Source organism: Marivivens donghaensis, from assembly GCF_030410045.1.
GTDB lineage: Bacteria > Pseudomonadota > Alphaproteobacteria > Rhodobacterales > Rhodobacteraceae > Marivivens > Marivivens donghaensis.
Window position 1 is genome coordinate 250190 of record NZ_JAUFRA010000001.1, and the last position, 22623, is coordinate 272812.

General features: G+C 55.4%; 23 protein-coding genes. 12 read left to right on the forward strand and 11 right to left on the reverse strand.

Features of this window, described 5'->3' with window-relative positions; all coding sequences use genetic code 11:
* Nucleotides 1–4 precede the first annotated feature (4 nt).
* From QWY83_RS01250 to mbfA, 3 genes are all read right to left on the reverse strand, one after another.
* Nucleotides 5–1126, reverse strand: a complete 1122-nt coding sequence (locus tag QWY83_RS01250; protein ID WP_105236024.1) for a murein hydrolase activator EnvC family protein — start codon at nucleotides 1124–1126, stop codon at nucleotides 5–7.
* Complete coding sequence (gpmI, locus tag QWY83_RS01255) at nucleotides 1123–2646, reverse strand: 2,3-bisphosphoglycerate-independent phosphoglycerate mutase (RefSeq protein ID WP_249946757.1); 1524 nt, start codon at nucleotides 2644–2646, stop codon at nucleotides 1123–1125. Before gpmI ends, QWY83_RS01250 begins: the two co-directional genes overlap by 4 nt.
* A gap of 90 nt (nucleotides 2647–2736) precedes the next feature.
* Entirely contained in the window at nucleotides 2737–3714 is a 978-nt protein-coding gene (gene mbfA / locus QWY83_RS01260) for an iron exporter MbfA (protein ID WP_249946758.1), read from the reverse strand.
* 160 nt (nucleotides 3715–3874) lie between these two features.
* On the opposite strand from mbfA, the gene QWY83_RS01265 reads away from it, so the two are divergent.
* Entirely contained in the window at nucleotides 3875–4054 is a 180-nt protein-coding gene (locus tag QWY83_RS01265) for a hypothetical protein (RefSeq protein WP_105236021.1), read from the forward strand.
* A gap of 64 nt (nucleotides 4055–4118) precedes the next feature.
* Nucleotides 4119–4736 carry a TetR/AcrR family transcriptional regulator gene (locus QWY83_RS01270; protein WP_249946759.1) on the forward strand — a complete coding sequence of 206 codons (618 nt, stop codon included), beginning with the start codon at nucleotides 4119–4121 and terminating at the stop codon, nucleotides 4734–4736.
* Between the two features lie 51 nt (nucleotides 4737–4787).
* Here the strand turns inward: QWY83_RS01270 and QWY83_RS01275 are convergent, their stop codons facing one another.
* Complete coding sequence (locus QWY83_RS01275; protein ID WP_249946760.1) at nucleotides 4788–5900, reverse strand: S-(hydroxymethyl)glutathione dehydrogenase/class III alcohol dehydrogenase; 1113 nt, start codon at nucleotides 5898–5900, stop codon at nucleotides 4788–4790.
* 161 nt (nucleotides 5901–6061) lie between these two features.
* Here QWY83_RS01275 and QWY83_RS01280 point away from each other — a divergent pair, with 161 nt between their 5' ends.
* Both QWY83_RS01280 and QWY83_RS01285 read left to right on the forward strand, forming a co-directional pair.
* Nucleotides 6062–6316, forward strand: a complete 255-nt coding sequence (locus QWY83_RS01280; protein ID WP_249946761.1) for an I78 family peptidase inhibitor — start codon at nucleotides 6062–6064, stop codon at nucleotides 6314–6316.
* Nucleotides 6317–6557: 241 nt separating this feature from the next.
* Nucleotides 6558–6896: a DUF2794 domain-containing protein gene (locus tag QWY83_RS01285; RefSeq protein WP_105236018.1), complete on the forward strand. Its 339-nt coding sequence runs from the start codon at nucleotides 6558–6560 to the stop codon at nucleotides 6894–6896.
* Here QWY83_RS01285 and QWY83_RS01290 read toward each other — a convergent pair whose 3' ends face one another.
* Nucleotides 6897–7700, reverse strand: a complete 804-nt coding sequence (locus tag QWY83_RS01290; protein ID WP_249946762.1) for a C40 family peptidase — start codon at nucleotides 7698–7700, stop codon at nucleotides 6897–6899.
* A 1-nt stretch (nucleotide 7701) separates the two neighbouring features.
* The gene (locus QWY83_RS01295; RefSeq protein WP_435404488.1) at nucleotides 7702–9072 is read right to left on the reverse strand and encodes a leucyl aminopeptidase family protein; all 1371 of its coding nucleotides are present in this window, start codon (nucleotides 9070–9072) and stop codon (nucleotides 7702–7704) included.
* A gap of 590 nt (nucleotides 9073–9662) precedes the next feature.
* Between QWY83_RS01295 and QWY83_RS01300 the strand changes: the two genes are divergently transcribed.
* Complete coding sequence (locus tag QWY83_RS01300) at nucleotides 9663–10310, forward strand: carbonic anhydrase (protein WP_249946764.1); 648 nt, start codon at nucleotides 9663–9665, stop codon at nucleotides 10308–10310.
* 578 nt (nucleotides 10311–10888) lie between these two features.
* Here QWY83_RS01300 and QWY83_RS01305 read toward each other — a convergent pair.
* The 4 genes from QWY83_RS01305 to hemN all read right to left on the reverse strand — a co-directional run bounded on the left by QWY83_RS01305 (nucleotide 10889) and on the right by hemN (nucleotide 15127).
* Nucleotides 10889–11911, reverse strand: a complete 1023-nt coding sequence (locus QWY83_RS01305) for an aspartate-semialdehyde dehydrogenase (RefSeq protein ID WP_249946765.1) — start codon at nucleotides 11909–11911, stop codon at nucleotides 10889–10891.
* 75 nt (nucleotides 11912–11986) lie between these two features.
* Nucleotides 11987–13165, reverse strand: coding sequence for an MFS transporter (locus QWY83_RS01310; protein WP_249946766.1), 1179 nt, complete (start codon nucleotides 13163–13165; stop codon nucleotides 11987–11989).
* Nucleotides 13166–13167: 2 nt separating this feature from the next.
* Nucleotides 13168–13716, reverse strand: coding sequence for a GNAT family N-acetyltransferase (locus QWY83_RS01315; RefSeq protein ID WP_249946767.1), 549 nt, complete (start codon nucleotides 13714–13716; stop codon nucleotides 13168–13170).
* Nucleotides 13717–13771: 55 nt separating this feature from the next.
* Complete coding sequence (gene hemN / locus QWY83_RS01320) at nucleotides 13772–15127, reverse strand: oxygen-independent coproporphyrinogen III oxidase (RefSeq protein WP_249946768.1); 1356 nt, start codon at nucleotides 15125–15127, stop codon at nucleotides 13772–13774.
* A 69-nt stretch (nucleotides 15128–15196) separates the two neighbouring features.
* Between hemN and fnrL the strand changes: the two genes are divergently transcribed.
* Nucleotides 15197–15934 (forward strand): transcriptional regulator FnrL, encoded by a 738-nt coding sequence (gene fnrL / locus QWY83_RS01325; RefSeq protein ID WP_105236010.1) that lies wholly within the window; start codon nucleotides 15197–15199, stop codon nucleotides 15932–15934.
* A 31-nt stretch (nucleotides 15935–15965) separates the two neighbouring features.
* On the opposite strand, the gene QWY83_RS01330 is transcribed toward fnrL, so the two are convergent.
* Nucleotides 15966–16808 (reverse strand): universal stress protein, encoded by an 843-nt coding sequence (locus QWY83_RS01330; RefSeq protein WP_249946769.1) that lies wholly within the window; start codon nucleotides 16806–16808, stop codon nucleotides 15966–15968.
* Between the two features lie 180 nt (nucleotides 16809–16988).
* On the opposite strand from QWY83_RS01330, the gene ccoN reads away from it, so the two are divergent.
* From ccoN to QWY83_RS01360, 6 genes are all read left to right on the forward strand, one after another.
* Nucleotides 16989–18584: a cytochrome-c oxidase, cbb3-type subunit I gene (gene ccoN, locus QWY83_RS01335; protein WP_105236008.1), complete on the forward strand. Its 1596-nt coding sequence runs from the start codon at nucleotides 16989–16991 to the stop codon at nucleotides 18582–18584.
* Nucleotides 18585–18596: 12 nt separating this feature from the next.
* Entirely contained in the window at nucleotides 18597–19322 is a 726-nt protein-coding gene (gene ccoO / locus QWY83_RS01340; RefSeq protein WP_249946770.1) for a cytochrome-c oxidase, cbb3-type subunit II, read from the forward strand.
* A gap of 12 nt (nucleotides 19323–19334) precedes the next feature.
* Nucleotides 19335–19529: a CcoQ/FixQ family Cbb3-type cytochrome c oxidase assembly chaperone gene (locus QWY83_RS01345; protein WP_067547275.1), complete on the forward strand. Its 195-nt coding sequence runs from the start codon at nucleotides 19335–19337 to the stop codon at nucleotides 19527–19529.
* Nucleotides 19526–20458 (forward strand): cytochrome-c oxidase, cbb3-type subunit III, encoded by a 933-nt coding sequence (gene ccoP, locus QWY83_RS01350; RefSeq protein ID WP_249946771.1) that lies wholly within the window; start codon nucleotides 19526–19528, stop codon nucleotides 20456–20458. The genes QWY83_RS01345 and ccoP overlap by 4 nt, the downstream gene beginning before the upstream one ends.
* Before the next feature lie 269 nt (nucleotides 20459–20727).
* Nucleotides 20728–22155, forward strand: a complete 1428-nt coding sequence (ccoG, locus tag QWY83_RS01355; protein WP_105236004.1) for a cytochrome c oxidase accessory protein CcoG — start codon at nucleotides 20728–20730, stop codon at nucleotides 22153–22155.
* On the forward strand, nucleotides 22155–22622 hold the full coding sequence (locus QWY83_RS01360; RefSeq protein ID WP_249946772.1) for a FixH family protein: 468 nt from the start codon (nucleotides 22155–22157) through the stop codon (nucleotides 22620–22622). The genes ccoG and QWY83_RS01360 overlap by 1 nt, the downstream gene beginning before the upstream one ends.
* Nucleotide 22623 lies beyond the last annotated feature (1 nt).

A 22623-nucleotide genomic window follows, 5' to 3' on the forward strand; every position in this document is an offset into this window, starting at 1 on the left:
TACCTCACTCCATCGCGAACCAGATCGCGGGGTCTACCGGAGATTGCCCTTCTCGTACCTCAAGATAAAGGGTTTCCGTGGCCCGAATGCCTGATCCGTTCTCTAAATCGGTCAAAATCTCGTCAACTAGGGGTGAATCTCCACCCATCATGCCCACCGGTGATCCAGCGGGCAGAACTTCACCTACTTGGCCAAACGTTTCAGCGAGGCCCGCGTAAACAAAAAGGATGTCTGCGGCGGGCTCAGTGATCACCACGTTTCCATAATCGAGCAGCGGTCCTTTGAACCGCAACGTGGCTGCGACAGGTGTCGTGACGAGGACGCGGGGCTGCGTCGCCAAAAGGACCCCAGGGCGGCTAATCCCTGCGAGGTCTTCTTCGTTGAAGCCACGGAGGATGCGCCCTTGGACAGGAAGGGGAATGTTGCCCCGCATCGACAGTGCGTCGGGCGATGGAATGTCCATTTCCTCACCAATGGTGTCATTCAGACCGCTCGCAAACGCATCGAGCGTTTCGGCAGAGGAAATGAGGAGCGCGGTTTGAATAGCGTCTTCGGTGAAACGCTGCGGTAGGTCGGTGCGGTCGGATATTGCTGCGCTTAATGAGGCGCGAGCGGTCTGAGCTCCGTCCAGCCCTTGGCGCAATTTATCGGCTGCGTTGTCCTGCAGATCGCGCAACAGTGCGACTTCTTCGAGTTGAGAGCGCAGTTTGGTGACGTCTTGTTGCAGGGCAGGGGTCACATCTGCGAGGATCATGCCAGACCGCGCTGTTCCCGTTGGCCCGCTTGGGTGCAGCAACAGCACGGGCGCAGGTGCACGGCCCATTGAAAGCAGAACGCCGAGCAATTGCGCGACTTCATCCGATTTTGCGTCCAGTTCGGTCTCAAGCGCTTCTTGCCGAATGGCGGCTTGGCGAAGCCCCGCGCGAAGAGCGACGAGGCCGTCCTCGTAGGCTTTGACCGTTTCAGTCAGAGCGGACACCCTGTCGCGTGCAGTGTCTGCCTCTTGGAGCATGACACTCGCGCCCTCGATCCGTGCCGCAGCAGCAAGGGCTGCTTGGCCCGGATCTGCCTCAGCAAAGGCGGTTCCAGTCCAAAGCGATAGGACGAGAGTGGTCGTGCGGATCATCGGATGAGCAGGCTCTGTCCAGTCATTTCGTCGGGCTGCGGAAGCTCCATCAGGTCCAGCAGGGTTGGTGCGAGGTCAGCCAAACGTCCGTTGCGTAGCGTCACGCCTTTGGGCCCACCAAAGACTGCCACTGGAACTGGGTTGAGCGTGTGCGCGGTATGTGCGCCGCCTGTTTCTGGATCGATCATCATTTCGCAGTTGCCATGGTCCGCGGTGATGACCATTGCTCCACCAGCTTTTTCCAAGGCTTCGACAACTTTAGCCAAACCTTGATCGACGGCTTCGCAGGCTTTCATCGCGGCTTGCAGGTCGCCAGTGTGTCCGACCATGTCAGGGTTTGCATAGTTGGTGACGATCAGGTCGTAGCCTTGTTCGATCGCTTCCACGAATTTCGCAGTCACTTCGGGCGCTGACATCTCTGGCTGAAGATCATAGGTCGCAACCTTCGGCGACAACGGCATAAAGCGGTCTTCGCCGACTTCAGGCGTTTCCTTGCCGCCGTTAAGGAAGAACGTGACGTGCGGATATTTCTCGGTTTCTGCCAGTCGGAACTGGGTCAGACCTTGCTTTGCAACCCATTCGCCCAAGGTGTTCACGATCTTGCGCTTAGGAAAAACGGTTTCGAACCATGCGTTGTGATCGACGGAATATTCGACCATGCCCAGTCGCGCTGCAAACGGCGGCAGCGCGCCGCGATCAAACCCAGAAAAGTCTGGCTGTGCCATGGCCGCAAGGATTTCGCGGGCGCGGTCGGCGCGGAAATTCAAACAGAACAAACCGTCGCCAGATTGAACACCAGTATATCCTTCGATCACGGTTGCTTGGATGAATTCGTCGGTTTCGCCGCGGGCAAAGGCGTTTGCAACAGCGGTTGCCGCGTCCGGCGCGGTGAACGCGCCTTTGGCGTCGATCATCGCGTGGTATGCGGTCGACACACGTTCCCAACGGTTGTCGCGGTCCATGGCAAAGTAGCGACCAGTGACCGACGCAACGGTGCAGCCTTCGGGCAGTCGCGCCAAGAGATCAGCCATGAAAACGTCTGCCGATTTCGGTGCAACATCGCGCCCGTCAGTGATCGCATGGAGGGCGACCGGAAGGCCCGCGTCGGTCAAAACTTTTGCGGCTGCGATGATGTGTTCGATGTGGCCGTGAACACCGCCGTCCGAGACGACACCCATCAAATGAGCCTGCCCGCCTGTTTCTTTCAACTTGGTAATGAAGGCCAAGATGCCCTCGGTTTTGCCAAAGGAACCGTCCTCAATCGAAAGGTCGATCTGGCCTAGGTCCATAGCAACGACACGGCCTGCGCCAATATTTGTGTGACCGACTTCAGAGTTACCCATTTGCCCGCTGGGGAGGCCGACATCGGGACCGTGGGTGATCAACTCTGCCGTAGGGCAGGTTGCTATGATGCGGTCAAAGGTGGGTGTGTCCGCGAGTGCAGGTGCGTTAGCAGTCGCGTCAGGGCGATTGCCCCAGCCATCCAGAATACACAGAACAACGGGTTTGGGTCGGGTCATGGTTTGCTCCTCTGGGTTCGGCTCCGTCTTAACGTCCCCTAAAGTCAAGGAACAGCCCTCGCCGCTATGATCGACAAAATTCGGCGTGATCTATCCCGCGCCGATCAAAGCACCTGCTGCAAACACGAGCGCACCGCCAAGGACCACTTGGAATGCGGCGCGCAAAAACGGCGTGTCCATGTAGCGGTTCTGAATCCAAACGATGGCCCACAGTTCAACAAAGACTACGGCGAAGGCGATCATAGTCGCGGTCCAAAAATGCGGGATCAAATAGGGTAGCGCGTGTCCAAGACCGCCCAATGTGGTCATCACGCCTGCCGCGATGCCGCGCTTCACTGGGGAACCTCGGCCGGAGATTTGGCCGTCATCCGATGCGGCCTCGGTAAAGCCCATCGAGATACCAGCGCCGATTGACGCCGCGAGGCCAACGAGGAAAGTCGTATGCGTGTTTTGTGTCGCAAAAGCCGTCGCAAAAATCGGCGCGAGGGTGGAAACCGAGCCGTCCATGAGACCCGCAAGGCCAGGCTGGACCCAAGTGAGAACGAACTGGCGGTGGGCTTCGTCTGCTTCTTCGTCGCGCGTCGTTTCCGTCAGGTGAGTTTGTTCGAGCGTGACCGCCGACTCTCCGTGATTGGCCTCGGCCGCGGCGAGGTCACCCAGCAATTTACGTGTGCCCACATCCGAGGTGCGCTTGGCCGCCGCGAGGTAAAACCGTTCAGCTTGCTTCTCCATTGCAGCTGCTTCTGACCGCATGGTTTCGAGGCCGAGGTTTTCAACCAGCCAAATTGGGCGACGCGCGTAATAGCCGGAAACGTGCTCACGACGGATGAGCGGGATCACACCGCCAAACCGACGTTCATGTTCGTCGATCAATCGGCGACGGTGCTCATCTTCTTCTGCGGCCATGCCATCAAAGATCGCTGCAGAGGCAGGAAAATCCGCCCGAAGCCGTTCAGCATACATGCGATAAATTTGCGCATCATCCTCTTCCGAGGAAATGGCGAGGGCCAGAATTTCTTGCTCTGTAAGGTCGGAAAAGCGGCGTCGGCTCGAGAAACCGGGGATCATTGAGCGCTCCATTCTCTGATTGAGGCCACCCTAGACCTTTCTGAGGCAGGTGCAACGGAGACCAGTTGCCGCACGAACTGAACTGATCGGTTCATTTTTGTATTTACAAAACCAAACAGTTTAGTTTAGAAATCGACTCATCCCAGTTATGAGGTCTGATATGAAACTCCTTCCTGCCCTTACCGCTGCCACACTGATGTTCGTCTCTTCGCCTGTCTTAGCGATGGGTGGACCGATGCAATTCCCGAACCTGACGTGGCCGCAGAACCCTGCGCCTGAGACGACGCAAGGTTGTTTCGATGCCACGTCGCTACAAGCTGGCGTTTGCGCTCAAGAATAAGGCGATGCCTTGTTTGATCTGAACCGAGCGGTTTATAATGTGGCTCGGTTCAGACGGAGGCATCATGCCCGACGACAGTCAGGAAATTAAACGAGGACGTAAGTTCGAGCAGGTCCTTGAAGGTGCCCGCGAGATATTCCTCAAAGACGGCTTTGACGGGGCGAGCGTGGATGACATCTCGAAAGCCGCAGGCGTATCCAAGGCAACGCTTTACAGCTATTTCCCTGACAAACGCCTCTTGTTTATGGAGGTTGCGCGGAACGAATGTGCGGTTCAAGCGGATACGGCGACGGCCAAAGTGAACGTTTCTCTGCCTGCGCGCGACGTTCTGCGCTTTGCTGGGTATGAGATGATCAACATCATGTCTCAGACGTTCAACACGCGTATGTACCGGATGTGCATGGCTGAATCCGAGCGGTTTCCCGAAGTGGGTCGCCAGTTTTACGATTGTGGCCCAGCGCTAGTTCGTTCCCGCATTGTTTATTTTCTAAAGCAGTACGTTGAACGTGGTGAACTAAAGATCCAAGATTTTGAGCTCGCCGCCGATCAGTTTCAGGCCCTATGCAAAGTCGATCTGATGGATCGCGTGATGTTTCTACACGACGTTCCTGTCGCTGAGGCTGACAAGGCGCGTGTTGTCGATGGCGCTGTTGAGATGTTCATGGCTCGCTACGGGGCCTAGATCGCCAACTGAACAAATGAAAAGCCCCGCTAGAAGCGGGGCTTTTGCGTTTTAGAAGATCACGACCGAACGGATCGATTCACCCGCATGCATCAGGTCGAAGCCTTTGTTGATGTCTTCGAGAGGCATCGTGTGGGTGATCATCGGATCGATCTCGATCTTACCGTCCATGTACCAATCGACGATTTTCGGCACGTCAGTGCGACCGCGAGCGCCACCAAATGCGGTGCCGCGCCAGCTGCGACCAGTGACAAGCTGGAACGGACGTGTGCTGATTTCTGCACCAGCAGGTGCCACACCGATGATGATCGATTCACCCCAGCCTTTGTGCGCGGATTCCAGAGCGGTGCGCATGACGTTTACGTTGCCTGTTGCGTCAAACGTGTAGTCCGCGCCACCTTTGGTCAGCGCAACGAGGTAGGCCACCAGATCACCGTCAACCTCAGCTGGGTTCACGAAGTCGGTCATGCCAAAGCGGGTTGCCATGGGTACTTTGTCAGGGTTCAGATCAACGCCGACGATCTGGTCTGCGCCTGCAAGACGGAGGCCCTGAATTACGTTGAGGCCGATGCCACCAAGACCAAAGACGATTGCGCGGCTGCCGATTTCGACTTTTGCGGTGTTGATAACCGCGCCGATACCCGTCGTGACGCCACAGCCGATGTAGCAAATCTTGTCGAACGGCGCATCAGGGCGCACCTTCGCCAGTGCGATTTCAGGCAGAACTGTGTGGTTCGAGAAGGTCGAGCAACCCATGTAATGCAGGATCGGGGTGCCATCGAGCATCGAGAACCGCGATGTGCCGTCGGGCATAAGGCCCTGACCTTGGGTCGAACGGATCGACTGGCATAGGTTGGTCTTTGGATTGAGGCAGTATTCGCACTCGCGACATTCTGGCGTGTAGAGCGGAATAACGTGATCGCCTGGTTTGAGGCTGGTCACGCCCGGACCAACTTCGAGAACGACACCAGCGCCCTCGTGGCCGAGAATGGCAGGGAAGAGCCCCTCTGGGTCCGCGCCAGAAAGCGTGAATTCGTCGGTGTGACAAATGCCCGTAGCTTTGACTTCGATCAGGACCTCGCCCGCTTTCGGGCCTTCGAGGTTCACTTCCATAATCTCTAGTGGTTTGCCGGCTTCTACGGCAACTGCTGCACGGGTGCGCATGCGAAACCTCCCTTTTTGCAATTTCCGCAAAGGTGAACGATGCTAAAGTCCTATTCAACGGTATTTTTTCGGTTCGAATGTGGATGTGGATGATTGAAGTGAACTAGATGATGAAAATGACAAAAATGACCCGATTGGTTTTTTCTATTATTGTGTCCTCAATGTTTCTTTCGGCTTGTCAGGACGTTGGCACATCTAAACTGCCAGCCCTCCCAGATGTGACCCAAGATACCTGTGGTGGTGCTCAGTATGGCGGTCTGATCGGACGCGATGCGACGGTGCTTGAGGGTGTATTGATCCTGCGGCAGGTCCGCGTGTTGCGTCCAAATTCCATGATGACCATGGACTATCGTGCCGAGCGTCTGAATTTCCAAGTCGGCGAGGACGGCACGCTGGCACGGATTTTCTGCGGGTAGGCTTTGTGAAGAAACAGGAAACCCCGCATCTTGGGGATGCGGGGTCCTATTCTTCGCAAGGTGTCCGACGCGGCGAACTGGGTGGGGGCTAAACATCGCCGCGCCGTAGCACTTTGCATAAGTTGGTTATGCGCAATGATTGCGGCGCGACTTTTGCCGGTCGAGGACCTTTGCGGGGTAATTTCTGGGCAACATCAAGGCATGCTTGATTTGTAACGAAATTGCAGCAAATCTCACCGTTATGACGATACAAATACCTACGTCTTTTGCCGCGCAGCCGGAACAGGTTGCCTTCCACCGCACAGAGCTTGCGCCGATCCTCGGGTTATATGGTCGGTTCGTGGCAGCCGGTGAATGGCGGGACTATGGGCTGTCGTGCCTGCGTGAGGTCGCAATTTTCTCTGTTTTTCGGCGCACGGCAGAGCATCCACTGTATCGTATCGAAAAGCGACCAAAGCTACGTTTGAAGCAGGGCCAATACGCTGTCATTGGAGCCGAGGGGCAAGTGCTGAAACGCGGAAACGACCTAAAAGCCGTTTTGTCCGTGCTCGAACGGAAGTTGATACGAGCGGTTGATTGACTACAGTCGTTTATGCGCGGTCACAGGTCCGATCCGTTCTAGCGCATCTTGGATCGGTTCATAGGCAACGGCCATGTGATGGGCGTTTGCGTGAATGATCCGTTGAGAGTCCGCGACTAGTGCCACGTGGCCCGGCCAGAAAAAGAGGTCGCCTTGTTGCGGGGCGTCATCGACCGAGTTTCCCATTGCGGCCTGTTGCTGGTCACTATCGGCAGGGCAGGGCAGCCCGCACAGCCGATGAGCCATTTGAACGAGGCCCGAACAATCAATGCCGTCCGCAGAGTTGCCACCCCATAGATAAGGTGTTCCGAGCAATCGCGTTGCAACGGCGACGGTGTCAGTTTCGTATTCGTCGCGGGGTCGCAAATGCGAAGCAGGGATATAACCGAAAGGGGTATGGGCAAACTCACCCACGAAGGTTTCAACTGGGACTTCCGCGCCCAAAGATAGACGGTGGAGATCCGTCGATTTCATATTTGCGTCACGATAGGCGTGAGTTGATCTCGTCACGATGCGATGTGTCGGTCGCCAAGTTTGGTTTAGCGCAGAGCTAAGGACGTAGCCGACGTAGCCGTCGAGGTCAGACCGAACGAACGACCAGCCGTGCAAATCCTCATATACTGTGACCTTGGTGCCAGCCAAAAGTTGTCGATCCCGCTTGCCCCCTGGAATGTCCAAAAGGTCAACAACGGGACGCTGGACATAAGTGGTTTCACCATCGACGAACTCTGGCGCTTGGACAGTGCCAAGCAAATGGGACGCTGCCACGCGCTCATTCACGGCAGTCGTGCGGCGGTCTGACATGTTAGAGGTCCAGAATATCGTTCAACGCATGTAGCAACGCCCGCGCGCCTTGGCCTGCGCCGCCTTTGGGCCGTCCAGGGGCTGCGATTGGTTGCCATCCATAGATGTCGAAATGCATGTAGGCTGGACTTGCAAAACGACGAAGGAACAATGCCGCTGTGATCGATCCGGCCATGCCGCCCGAGGGGGCGTTGTCCAAATCTGCGATCGCTGGCTCAATTAGCGCCTCATATGGCGCATGGAATGGCATCCGCCAGACGGGATCAAACAGTGCCTTACCACCACGCGTTAGCGCGTCCGCCGCAGCATCGTCATCGGTGTAGAACGGTGCCAAGTCTGGACCAACAGCGACCCGAGCGGCACCAGTGAGTGTGGCCATGGACACAAGGAAATCGGGTTCATCTTCTGCCGCAAATGCGAGCGCATCGGCCAAGACCAATCGACCTTCAGCGTCGGTGTTGTTTATCTCAACGCTAAGCCCTTTGCGGCTTGGCAAGACGTCTTGTGGGCGGAATGCATTGCCGGCGACCGAGTTCTCAACGGCGGGGATCAGGACCCGTAGCTGCAGCGGCAAATTGAGCGACATGATCATATACGCGAGGCCCAGCACGGTTGCCGCGCCGCCCATATCCTTTTTCATCAATCCCATGGATGCAGAGGGTTTGATGTCGAGGCCGCCCGTGTCAAAGCAGACCCCTTTACCGACGAGAGTTAAACGGGGTCCTTTTGTGCCCCAATTCATCTCGATCAACCGTGGTGCACGAGGCGAGGCTCGTCCAACGGCATGGATCAGTGGGAAATTCTCGGTCAGTAGATCGTCTCCGACGACGGACTGGACGCGCGCGCCGAATTTCTGAGCGAGATCGCGTGTGGCTTGCTCCAATTCCTCTGGGCCCATGTCACTCGCTGGCGTGTTGATGAGGTCGCGGGTGAGGTATTCAGCGTTCACAAACGCGGCTAGTTTTTCGCCATTAATCGCTTCATTGGGGGCGAGAAGCGCCGGCATTTCGGATTGGGTCCGGTAGCGGCTGAACCTGTAAGCCTCGAGTTCCCACGCTAGTGCGGCTTCAAAAAGATCGTCTCCTTCGAGGCCTTCTAGTTTGTAAGTGCCTTTGGGGAGTTTGGCCGCAGCGGCGCCGACGATGAAACGCTGTCTGATCTTCGCTTTTTCATCGCCCGCGCCGAGGAGTGCGAGGCTGACTTCACCGTGTTCGTTCGGGACGATGACGGCTTGACCAGCGCCTCCATTGAACCCGTGCTGAGTTGCCCAGCTGAGGGCGACTGGCGACAGGTTGGCAGAAAAACTTGCCCAACTTTCTGGCGATACCACCCATGTGGGAATTGGGTGAGCGTCATTTCGCGAGGTGGTCAAGATGCATCTCCTAAAATTTTAGATGACATTATCTGAGTCCGTTGCGGTATCAAGGCTGCTTTGGTCCCATGACCTCTCCAAATATGCTGTGTGCTGCAAATTGGACAGCTCGTTCCAGCCGCGCGATGACGGCGCTGAGTGCTATTAAATCTGGCCGACGTGCGCATTCTGCAATGTGACCTGCGATCAAAGCGGCGTCCCCAAGTCCGATTTCTGTGAGACTTTTAGCTAAAACGTTTGCTAGGTCCGGCAAGGCCGCAAAGGCACCCGCCCTATGAAATTTTTCAATGGAAACAAGGAGCCGATCCAGATGCTCAAAGGTTTCGATCAACTTGGCTTCGGCTTCTTCATCGTCGCAATCCTGCAAGATGCGATCGAGGGTTAAGCTAACAGAGAAACATTGGTGTCGTGGCACAAGACGGACAACGCGCTGTGACCTCGGCATGGCATCAAGCCTATATGAAAACGGATCTTGCATGGGTTGGGTTTACCCAGAGGCGATTGGCAACTGGTTTACAGCAGAATGAAAAATGTCTCGAAATTCGGGAAAATGCCGCCTATTTGTGAAACCGTTCAGAAAGGGAGAAAAGATGGAATTCGTTCGACCACTGCCGGATTACTTGGTGCGCCGCTACCAAGGTTGGAAAGCGACCTCGTATACCGAAAACCGTGCGTGGTATCGGCGACTGGCTGATGAAGGGCAACGCCCGAGAGCCATGGTCATCTCGTGCTGTGACAGCCGCGTTCATGTGACGTCGATCTTTGGTGCAGATTCGGGCGAGTTCTTTATCCACCGCAACATCGCAAACCTTGTCCCGCCGTATAATCCCGATGGCGATCACCACGGCACGTCTGCCGCGGTCGAATATGCTGTGACAACGCTAAAAGTCGCGCATGTGATCGTTTTGGGTCACTCTCAATGCGGTGGCGTGGCTGGATGCGAGGCGATGTGCATGGGGCATGCGCCAGAGCTTGAAGACAAAACCTCCTTCGTGGGTACATGGCTCAACCTGTTGCGCCCTGGCTTTGAGCGTGTTCGCGAACTGCCAGACGAAGATCGTACGACCGCACTGGAGAAAGAGGCCGTTCTGGTCAGTTTGGAAAACCTCGCGACCTTCCCGTTTGTGAAAAAGGCTCTCGATGACGATATGCTGACGTTGCACGGACTTTGGAACAATATCGGCGACGGCACGTTGGATGCCTACGACCCCGTGTCGAAGAAATTCGTAGCTGTTTAATGAAAAAGGCGACCCTAGGGTCGCCTTTTCTACGTCAGGGGAAATTCCCTTAAATAGCGGTAACGCCCCGCAGTACGACAGGCCGTGACGCAATCAATTTGCGGTATCTGGCAAGCAATGCCGCACGGCGACGTTGGCGAGCTTTCATCACAAGTGACATTGTTTTCATCCTGTGTTGTGGATCAGTGATCCGTTGTGAGTGGTGGCTGCGGCCCGAGTAGGGCTTTGGCGGGGTGCTTCACATCCGGCAACAAGCGAGGATTGGGACACGCTTGCCACCGGACAGAAGAAGGTTCGTCTTGACTGAGGCGGTCATTGGTTGGGACATGCTCGCCTCAGGGTTAATCTACCTCAGGATGTTTAATAAATTCATCTGCGCGTAGGGGTGGCTGAGTGAGGGACGTGGGTAGGGCCACCCTATTCAATTGTAGGGGGTGTTTGCCGGATCGGGGCAGAGAACGTTCGTTCTTATTCTGTCCGAGAGATCAGGGTCTTAGCTGACGGCACATCCGATTCGATCTGAAACGAAAAAAGGCCGACCCAAGGGGCCGGCCTCTCTTTTTGATATAGCGTGGCGCTTAGCCTTTTTTCAGGCATCGCTGACCTAGGACTTCTGCGATCTGAACAGCGTTCAGCGCGGCACCTTTGCGAAGGTTGTCCGAGACGCACCAGAAGTTGATGCCGTTCTCAACGGTAACGTCCTGACGGATGCGGGAAATGAAGGTCGCATAGTCGCCAACGCATTCGATCGGAGTGACATAGCCGCCAGCTTCACGCTTATCGACAACCATGATGCCCGGAGCTTCGCGCAGGATGTCAGTCGCTTCTTCCCAATCGAGGAATTCTTCGAACTCAACGTTGATCGATTCCGAGTGACCGACAAACACAGGAACGCGCACGCAGGTCGCAGTCAGTTTGATGTTTTTGTCGAGGATCTTTTTGGTCTCGGTGACCATTTTCCACTCTTCTTTCGTGTCACCCGAGTCGAGGAACACGTCGATGTGTGGGATCACGTTGAACGCGATTTGCTTCGGGTAAACCGACGGAGCGACCTCTTGACCCGGGACATACATGCCCTTGGTCTGGTCCCAAAGCTCGTCAATTGCCTCTTTGCCTGTGCCCGATACCGACTGGTATGTCGAAACAACAACGCGTTTGATCTTAGCGCGGTCGTGCAGTGGCTTCAGAGCGACAACCATCTGCGCGGTAGAGCAGTTCGGGTTCGCAATGATGTTTTTCTTTGTGTAGCCAACGACATCGTCAGCGTTCACTTCGGGAACGATCAACGGAACGTCCGGATCGTAGCGGTAAAGCGAGGAGTTATCGATGACAACGCAACCCGATGCTGCCGCTTTGGGGGCATAGATTTTGGTCGCGTCAGAACCGATTGCAAACAGTGCAATGTCCCAACCTGCGAAATCAAATGTGTCGAGGTCTTGGGTCTTAAGGGTCTTGTCGCCAAAGCTCACTTCGGTGCCCAGCGAACGACGGCTGGCCAGAGCGGCGATTTCATCAACTGGAAACTCGCGTTCAGCGAGGATATTGAGCATTTCGCGACCCACGTTGCCCGTGGCGCCAACGACGACGACTTTATAGCCCATTGGCTTCTCCTTGGTTTAACCAGTGGGGCGTATAGCTGCAAAGGGGGCTAAGTGGAAGAGGCCGATAAAGCCGCACTAGTCCTTTGTGTCTTTTGACCAGAGATAAACGATCAAACCTGCTGCCAAAAGGGCGGCGAAAAAGGCGAAAAGCCTGCTGTAGGATTCGGCGGCTGTCACCGTGCCGCTCCAAAGTGCGGCGGTGAGTGGCTTTGCCGAGGTTTGAATGAGGCCGACCGCGCCGATAGAGCACAGGTTCATAAGCGTTACCCCGCGGCCAACGAGGTGCGGGGGAAGGAACCCGCGTCCATGCGCCATGATCATTGGGTAAGACGCGCCAAAGAAGCCAATTGTCGACAAAAGGATGGTAGCGCTGAGTAGACCTTGGTCAGGCCATATAGCGAGGGCGACACAGGCCAGCATCCCCATAAAGTTCCCGACCCAAACAATCCATTTCCGTGTGCCAAATACGCGATCCAATGGACCGTAGGCAAAGCTACCCACGATCATTGCGATGGCCATAAAGAAGGTCACGTTTCCTATGACTCCTCCGTCGACGTTGAAAACCGATTGCAGATAGGGGCCGGACCATAGGCCGCGCAACGCCGCAGATGGCACATAGATCACCATCAGGAACAATAAGATCGGCCAGAGTGCTGGGATTTTCAGAACATCCATCACGCTTCCTTTTTGGCTGTGCGTGACGCGTTCTGGGTTTTCGACAACTACGACGATCAGGCCCGCGATGGAGAGCGTCAGTGCCGCTAGCCCCAGTACCGTAGGCCGCCAGCCGAATGCCTCAATAGCCCAAGCAAGTGGCGCTGAGCTCATGATATTCCCGAGCGATCCTAGCCCCACCATCATCGCGGCAAGTGAGGCGAACGCGGCGGGCGAATAGGTGCGGGCAAAGATATAGTATGAGGCCATCAGGACTGGAGCGCAGCCGATCCCGATGAGGCCCATCGCAACCGTGATGTGCCACGGCGCGGTCGCCATTGAAAACAACGCGGCGCCCCCAGCACCTCCAACTGCAAACACGACAGCGGCAGTCAGTTTTGGTCCAATACGGTCGAGAGCTTCGCCGATTGGGATCTGCATTGCTGCAAATGTCAGAAACCAAACACCAGACGCTGTGGCGAGCTGCTCGACGGTTGCGCCAGTTTCGGCGGTTAAGGTCGGCGCCAGAACGGCCATGAAAGCTCTGAAGAACTGGCTCATTCCGTAGGCCAAAATCAGGACGATGATGCCGAGACGCATTTTTAGCTGTTTCCCGACGGCAAAGCCGCGTTCCAGTCAGCCTGTGAGACTGTGTAGCATTTCCATGGTTGAACAGCGCCGCCACCCAAAGAGAGGTCAGCATCATAACGCCACTTCGCACCGATTTTCACGCTCGCTTTTTGGGAGCGGATATTTGACGGAGCGATATGCAACCAAACTTCGTCGAAGGTTTCGAAAGCATATTCCAGCATCAGCCGCTTGAACGCCCGATTGGTTGCGCCACCCCAATATTTGCAGTCGATAAAGGTATAGCCGATGGAAATGCTGCTAGGCACATCGGGGGCGGGATAGTAACGAGAACAGCCAATGACCTCCCCTTCTTCTGTGCGGAGACTGACCGTTTCCTTGCTCGCCAGAAGGCTATCGAAATACGGATCAAAGACCTCGCGCTTGTAGCGGTCGCTGGCGGGGTGCCCTGCCCAAGTCACAGGATCCGACGCAGCATGGTAGAGGGCATTGCGATCAGCTTCGGTCATCGGGGAAATAGAATAACCGTAGCCAGAACGGATAGGTTGTGGATCAAATGCCATGATGTCCTCAATTTGATCAAATCAAGGACATCATTAGCTGGCAAAATCGAACAGGTCAAAGGGCGCGACTGTGCCGCCCTTCTGGCATTTGATACGCGTCGATCTTTTGAGCGCACAGGCGCGCGATCAGGCGCGCATGTTCGTTCAGGCGGATAACGTTGTTTTTGACGATCATTTGGTCGTGGAACTGATCGATCATCGGCTGGACCATCTTTTGAATGGTTGAAAGCGGCAGGCCATGTTCCGCGGCAATTTCAGCGAGATCGAGTTCAAAGCTGCACATCAACTTTTCAATCATATCGCTGCGCAAAGTGTCATCGTCGCTCATGGTGTGACCACGCGCTGTTGCCAGTTGCCCACTTTCAATCGCCACAGCGTATTTCGAAGAGGTCGAAATGTTCTGTGCGAACCCTTGAGGATATTTCGAAATTGCCGACGCGCCCAAGCCGATCAAGACCTTTGCGGTATCGTCCGTGTAGCCTTGGAAGTTGCGATGCATCGTCCCTGCTTTGTCTGCCGTTGCAAGGCTATCTTCGGGGCGGGCGTAGTGGTCGATGCCGATCTCTTGGTAGCCGTCCCACATGAACAAATCGCGGGCGATGTCGAACAGGTCGAGACGTGTTTCCGCGTCCGGGAGAGCCTCTGCGGGGATCATAACTTGACGCTTAGCCATCCACGGAACGTGGGCGTAACCGTAGAGCGCAACTCGATCTGGCGACAGCGATAGAACGCGCTGAACAGAATCCGCCATACGTTCGCGGGTTTGGTGCGGAAGGCCATATAGGATGTCCATATTCACGGATTTAATGCCCGCATCACGAAGCATCGTGACCACATCACGCGTTTGATCAAATGTTTGCTGACGGCCTATCGCGTCTTGGACAGCTGGATCAAAATCTTGAACGCCAATTGACGCACGTGTCATGCCGATTTTTACCAGAGCGTCGATGCGGGCTTGGTCGACCTCAGTGGGATCAATCTCTACCGAAAATTGCAAGTCGTCGGCCATTGGGCGGAAGGAGTTTACTGCTTCGCCGAGTTCGAGGATCAAATCAGGAGGGAGCAACGTCGGTGTGCCGCCGCCTAAGTGGATTTGACTGATCAGCACATCCTTTGGCAGGTGTGCATCAATCAAAGCCAGTTCTTTTTTCAACAATTTCAAGTAGGGAACCAACGGACGGTCGGTACTTGTTCCTTGTGTGCGGCATGCGCAGAACCAACACAGGCGTCGGCAGTACGGGATGTGTAAATACAACGAAACCCGTTCGCCCGAAGGAACGGCCTGCAACCATTGCGCGGTCGTGTCGGGAGAGACATTCCCGTTAAAGTGATTGGCAGGCGGGTAGCTCGTATATCGTGGCGCGCGAGCGTCAAAGAGTCCCAATTCCCGCAATCTGCTACGGGTTTCCATTGTGTATCCCTCCAAAAAATGGGTTATAGTCGTTCCTTAATAACTGCGCGAACCAGGATTGTTTTTGCGATGAGTCAAATCTCGCTCGATATTCAGTGCCAAGAATGTCCAATTCGTCATCGGGCCGTATGTGCCAAATGCGATTCAGACGAACTCGAAGCACTGGAGTTGATCAAATACTATCGGAACTACGAGGCCGGTCAGTCGATCGCGTGGGCCGGTGATGAACTGACGTTTGTGGCGTCGGTCGTGCGGGGCGTGGCGAGTCTGAGCCAGACACTTGAGGATGGTCGGACCCAGATGGTTGGACTTTTGTTGCCGTCCGATTTTATCGGTCGCCCGGGTCGTGCACATTCGCCCTATGACGTCATCGCAGTGAGCGATGTGACGCTTTGTTGTTTTCGCCGCAAACCGTTCGAACAGCTCTTGATGACGACGCCGCACGTTGCGGAACGCCTTCTAGATATGACGCTGGACGAATTGGACGCAGCGCGTGAATGGATGCTGATCTTGGGTCGCAAGACTGCACGCGAGAAAATCGCGAGCCTTTTGGCAATCATTGCACGGCGTGAATCTGTGATTGGAATGTCTTCATTGTCAGGTCAGATTAATATCAATCTGCCGCTCACGCGGGAGGCGATGGCGGACTATTTGGGTCTAACACTCGAAACTGTGAGCCGTCAGATTTCCGCGCTGAAACGCGAAGGTATTATTCATCTCGATGGAAAACGGCGCATTCGTGTCGACGATTTTCAAGCCTTGTTGCTCGAAACGGGCGACGACATGGATGGCGGGATGATCCCATAAAAGAGGCGGCCACGGGCCGCCTTTTTCATCTTTAATGTGACATCAAAAGTGGGATTTCCGTCCGCTCAAGGAGGTCGCGCGTTGCTCCTCCCAAGATTGATTCGCGGAAACGGGAGTGGCCATAGGCGCCCATCACGATCAAATCGCAGCCATGTTCGGTCGCGAACCGCATCATGACATCAGAAACACGCGGCATTGTGCGGGCGAGGATGGATACTTCAGCCCGAATTCCGTGACGCGACAGCATCATGCAGATTGCACCCCCCGGATCGGACCGCTCAGGAGAATGGCTCGGCGGATCGATCATTACGATATCGACCTGATCAGCCGCAGCGAGAATCGGAATGGCGGCGCGGATCGCAGCAAAACTTTCGCTGCTTTCGTTCCACGCAATAGCAACGCGTTTAAAAGGTTCAACGCCTACAGGACCCGTTTCGGGCACCACGAGAACAGGTGCGCCAGTACCAAAGAGTTCGGCTTCGAGGACATTGACCTGAAGTGGGCCGCGGTTTTTGCCGTAGGGCTTCGAGGCAACGATAAGATCAGAGTAGCGGGCAAGACGCGCAACCAGTGTGTCCAGACCCATCTGAGGAATAACGACCGCTTGCGTTGAAAGCGCGCCCTTTTCGCCAGGTAGATGCTCAAGCGCCCATTTTTCAAGGCTTTCAGCGCGGGCGCGGGCTTCGGCGAGGCCGGTTTCGACCATGATGGCAGAGGTGCCGCCAGGCATTGGGTCGTAGCGTGCGGGGTCAATGCCAACACAATGTACATCTAGATGCGCGTCTAACCGGCTCGCGATTGTATGAGCTGTCACCAGCGCGTCTAAGTCAGCCGCGCTATCAGTTATAACGACCGAAATGGTCTTGTAAGGCATTTCATACTCCCGTGATGGTCATGCTCTATCGGCACGTTTGGACCTGTATTGGGTAGCAAAAGAAGGCTCACGATAACTTGACATGGATCAAGGCAGTTGAGCCGGATGGGTGGGAAACCCCAACCAGAGCAAAAGTCCTGCGAAACGAATCCACGCAGGCAGAAGAAGGGAACGTTTGATATGTGGGATTGGATTAAAATAGTGGTGTTGGGGGTTGTCGCCCTTGCCGCCGCAGTTGCCGCGAACTTCGCGCGCGACCTGGCTTATCAGGTCCATGCGTTGATCGTGATGGCCGTCGCTGCCGGCCTCTTTATTTGGTCGGTGCGTCGCGCCGGCGAACCAAAATCTGCGCCCGAGACCGGCTACATGGACGGCGTCGTGCGGTATGGGGTCATCGCGACCACCTTCTGGGGCCTTGCTGGCTTCTTGGTGGGGACGTTTATTGCGTTCCAGCTTGCGTTCCCTGCGCTTAACTTTGAATTTTTACAGGGCTTCGGCAACTTCGGTCGCCTGCGTCCGCTGCACACCTCCGCAGTGATTTTTGCATTTGGTGGTAATGCGCTGATCGCGACATCGTTCTACATCGTTCAGCGCACTTCGGCTGCTCGTCTTTGGGGCGGCAACCTCGCGTGGTTCGTGTTCTGGGGTTACAACCTGTTCATCGTTCTGGCCGCAACAGGCTACCTGATGGGCGCAACCCAGTCGAAAGAATATGCAGAGCCGGAATGGTACGTTGACCTTTGGTTGACTGTCGTTTGGGTCGCATACCTGTTGGTCTTCCTCGGAACGATCATCAAACGTAAAGAGCCGCACATCTACGTTGCGAACTGGTTCTTCCTGTCCTTCATCGTCACCATCGCGATGCTTCACATCGTAAACAACCTCGTTGTTCCAGTGTCGATCTTCGGTTCGCGTTCGGTTCAAGTGATGTCTGGCGTCCAAGACGCGATGACACAGTGGTGGTATGGCCACAACGCTGTGGGCTTCTTCCTGACCGCTGGCTTCCTCGGCATGATGTACTACTTCGTACCAAAACAGGCTGAACGTCCCGTTTATTCCTATAAACTGTCGATCATCCACTTCTGGGCGCTTATCTTCCTGTACATCTGGGCCGGTCCGCACCACCTGCACTACACCGCTCTGCCTGACTGGGCTTCGACCCTCGGTATGGTGTTCTCGATCGTGCTGTGGATGCCGTCGTGGGGTGGTATGATCAACGGTCTGATGACCCTGTCTGGTGCATGGGATAAACTGCGCACTGACCCGATCATCCGCATGATGGTTATCTCGATCGGCTTCTACGGTATGTCGACTTTCGAAGGCCCGATGATGTCGATCCGCGCAGTGAACGCACTGTCGCACTACACTGACTGGACCATCGGTCACGTTCACTCTGGCGCTCTTGGCTGGAACGGCATGATCACATTTGGTGCTCTGTACTTCCTGACACCGCGTCTGTGGGGCCGTGCATCGCTCTATAGCCTCCGCATGGTGAGCTGGCACTTCTGGCTCGCAACGATCGGCATCGTTCTCTACGCCGCTTCGATGTGGGTAACTGGCATTATGGAAGGCCTGATGTGGCGCGAAGTTGATGCGAACGGCTTCCTTGTGAACTCCTTCGCTGACACCGTTGCTGCGAAATTCCCGATGTATGTGCTGCGTGGCACAGGTGGCATTCTCTACCTCGCTGGCGCACTCATCATGGCCTACAACCTGTGGATGACAGCATTTAGCAAGCGCGTGCCTGCTGCCGCTGCTGTCGCCGCTGCAGAATAAGGAGATCGGGAAATGGGTATCCTTGATAAACACAAGGTTCTGGAAAAGAACGCCACCCTGCTTCTGGTCGGTGCACTTGGTGTAGTTACCATCGGCGGGATCGTAGAAATCGCTCCGCTCTTCTATCTGGAGAACACCATCGAGGACGTAGAGGGCATGCGCCCCTACTCCCCGCTGGAGTTGGCGGGTCGTGAAATCTACATCCGTGAAGGCTGCTATGTCTGCCACTCGCAGATGATCCGCCCGATGCGCGATGAGGTCGAACGTTACGGCCACTACTCGCTGGCAGCGGAATCGCAGTATGACCACCCGTTCCAGTGGGGCTCCAAACGTACAGGTCCTGACCTTGCACGTGTTGGCGGTCGTTACTCGAACGAATGGCATGTGGATCACCTGCGTAACCCGCAATCGGTTGTGCCTGAATCGGTTATGCCGAAATACAGCTTCCTGCTGAATCGTGAGCTGGAGCCGACCTATATCGCTGACCTCATGTCCACCCACGCGGTTGTTGGTGTTCCTTACACCGAAGAAATGATCGCAAGCGCTACCGCTGACTTTGAAGTTCAAGTCAATCCGGATGGCGATTGGGATGGTCTGGTAGAGCGCTATCCGGGTGCAGTCGTCGCAAACTTCGACGGCCAACCCGAGCTGACCGAGATGGACGCATTGATCGCCTATCTCCAGATGCTTGGCACTCTGGTTGATTTCTCCACCTTTGAACCTGATGCGAGCCGCTAAGGAGACTGTGAGATGAACTATCACATTTTCCGCGAAATCGCAGACAGCTGGGTGCTATTGGCGATGTTTGTCTTCTTTGTGGGTGCGATTGTTTTCGCTTTCCGTCCGGGTAGCCGGACGGTCCACAACGAAGCGGCAAGCGTGCTGTTTCGGCACGAAGATGCCCCTGCACCTGACACAAACGTTGATCTGGAGGCTCGGACATGAGCACGCGTAATGATAAAAAAGAGGTCGAAACGACCGGCCATTCCTGGGATGGCATTGAAGAGTACAACAACCCGCTTCCGCGTTGGTGGGTCTGGGTGTTCTATGCAACGATCGCATGGGGTATCTGGTACACCGTCGCTTACCCTGCTTGGCCGGGTCTAAAAGAAGCAACTGCCGGTTACCTCGGTTTCTCGACCCGCGCACGGGTTGCGAACGAGATGGCAGCGGTTGATGCAGCAAACGCTGATATGGTCGCCGCGCTGGAGACTGTTGATCTGGCCGCTCTAAAAGACGACGAAAACCTGCACGGCTTTGCTGTGAACATGGGTTCGGCTGTCTTCAAAGCGAACTGCTCTCAGTGTCACGGTTCGGGTGCAGCTGGTGCCAAGGGCTACCCAGCTCTCATCGACGACGACTGGATCTGGGGTGGCCGTATTGACGAGATCGCATACACTGTGACCAACGGTATCCGTAACGAACAGTCGTTCTCGGCTCGCGGTTACGGCGGTGTGATGCCGTCCTTTGCAGACGTTTTCTCTGGCGAAGAAACCAGTGCGGTTGTTGCATACGTTCGCGGTATCTCGGGCCAAGAGCACGACGCAGCTTTGGCTGCTGAAGGCGAAACCCTGTTCCTCGACAACTGTGCATCGTGCCACGGTGACGCAGGTATGGGCAGCCTTGCCGCTACTCGTGAATATGAAGATCCGACCGCACTTTACCCTGATGGTGAAATGACCGGTGCTCTGAACCTGACCGATGCCATTTGGCTCTACGGCGGTGATGAAGCAGCGATCACTGAAACCCTTGTCAAAGGTCGCGCAGGTGTCATGCCTGCGTGGTCCGAAGAGTTCCGTCCTGGTTCTGGCCTGTCGGCTGCTGAAATCAATGCAGTTGCCGCCTACGTTCACCAGCTTGGTGGCGGTCAGTAAAAGAATTTTCGACGCGGTGTTGCAGCCGCCGCGTCGAAATCCATCGGTCTAGCCCCCTGTTCGCGCATGACGCCTGACCGATGACTTCCCTCTGGCGAGAGGGCCACACCCTCGGCTGGTTTCACCGCCGAGGGTGTTTTCTTTTGCGAATTACGAAAAATTTAATCCTGAATCGCTCGTGTGACAATTACTGTTGATCTGAGTCAAAGCGACTTGAATGCTCTCGTTCCAAAAGGGGACAATGCGAACAGCCATATTAGGATTTAATTATGTCTTCTCCTGAGGCCCCAGAACAACTTTACGCCGCCCGCGAACCTGTATTTCCGCGTCGTGTTAAGGGGAAATTCCGTAATCTTAAGTGGCTGATCATGATCGTAACCTTGGGGATCTATTACCTGACCCCATGGATTCGCTGGGACCGTGGACCGGAACTGCCAGATCAGGCGGTTCTCGTTGACCTTGCCAGCCGTCGCTTCTTCTTCTTCTGGATCGAAATTTGGCCGCACGAGTTTTATTTCGTGGCTGGCTTGCTGATTATGGCAGGCCTTGGCTTGTTTCTTTTTACCTCAGCGTTGGGGCGGGTTTGGTGTGGATATGCTTGCCCGCAAACCGTCTGGACCGACCTGTTCATCCTTGTTGAACGTTGGGTTGAGGGCGACCGCAACGCGCGTGTCCGTCTTTGGAATGCAAAATGGAGCGTGAACAAAGCGCGCCTCCGTCTGACTAAGTGGGTGCTTTGGGCGTTGATTGCTCTGGCAACTGGCGGCGCGTGGGTCTTCTATTTCACCGATGCGCCGACGCTTCTTGTTAATCTGGTGAACGGTTCCGCGCACCCGATTGCCTATACCACTGTGTTCATTTTGACCGCGACGACCTTCTTCTTTGGCGGCATCGCGCGTGAACAAGTTTGTATCTACGCTTGCCCGTGGCCTCGTATCCAAGCTGCAATGATGGACGAAGATACCATCACCATCGGTTATCGTCATTGGCGTGGCGAGCCTCGCGGCAAACTTAAAAAACAGGCTGTAGATGCTAATCAGGGTGATTGCATTGATTGTATGGCTTGCGTGAACGTGTGTCCGATGGGGATCGACATTCGCAACGGTCAGCAGATGGAGTGTATCACCTGTGGTCTGTGTATCGACGCCTGCGACGAGATGATGGACAAGATCGGTAAGCCGCGTGGTCTGGTCGACTATCTCGCTCTCAAGGACGAAGAGTCCGAGACGCAGGGCAAACCAACTATCCCGGTGCTGAAGCATATCCTGCGTCCACGCACGATCCTCTACACCGCGCTGTGGTCGATCGTTGGCTTTGCACTTGTATTCGCGCTGTTCATTCGTTCGGACATCGATATGACGGTATCGCCTGTGCGTAACCCGACCTTTATCGTGAAGTCTGATGGCACCATCCGTAACGTTTATGAGGTTCGCCTCCGCAACAAACACGGTGAAGCACGCCCATTTGGGTTGGCTCTGAATAATGGCTCCGAACTTAACTTGGATGTTGAGGGCTCTGAGGGCACCATCATCACCGTGAATGCTGATGAAATGAAAAACGTTCGTGTCTATGTTGAAGCTCCAGCAGGCAGCGAGGCCGCCTCGTCCGAGCGTGTGCCGTTCACGTTCTGGGTCACCGATCTGACCAATCAGGAACGTGCGTCTGTCGATACAATCTTTAACGGAAGGAACAACTGATGCTCGGTTTCTTTAAGGCCCCAATCACAGGCCCAAAGTTCTTTGCAATCTTTGCGTCATTCTTTGTGGTGATTATTGCTGTGAACTTGGTCATGGCTTTCAGCGCAATTCGGACGTTCCCCGGTCTTGAAGTGAAAAACTCATACGTCGCGAGCCAAGAGTTCGACCGCGAACGGGCAGAGCAGATCGCATTGGGTTGGACGGCTGAGGCGCGGGTTGAGGGTGATGAGTTGATCCTTGAGCTAGTTGGCGCTGATGGACAACCTGTCGGCGACGCGCAAATCGGCGGCATCTTTGGCCGCCCGACCAACGTGCGTGATGATCAAACGCCCGAGTTTGCTTTCGATGGTCGTGTTTATCGTGCACCGATTCACACTGCGCCGGGGAATTGGGACTTCCGTCTCAAAGCCGTCGCCGCTGATGGCACCAATTTTCATCAAAGGCTTCAGGTGAAGTTCGGAAGTTAAT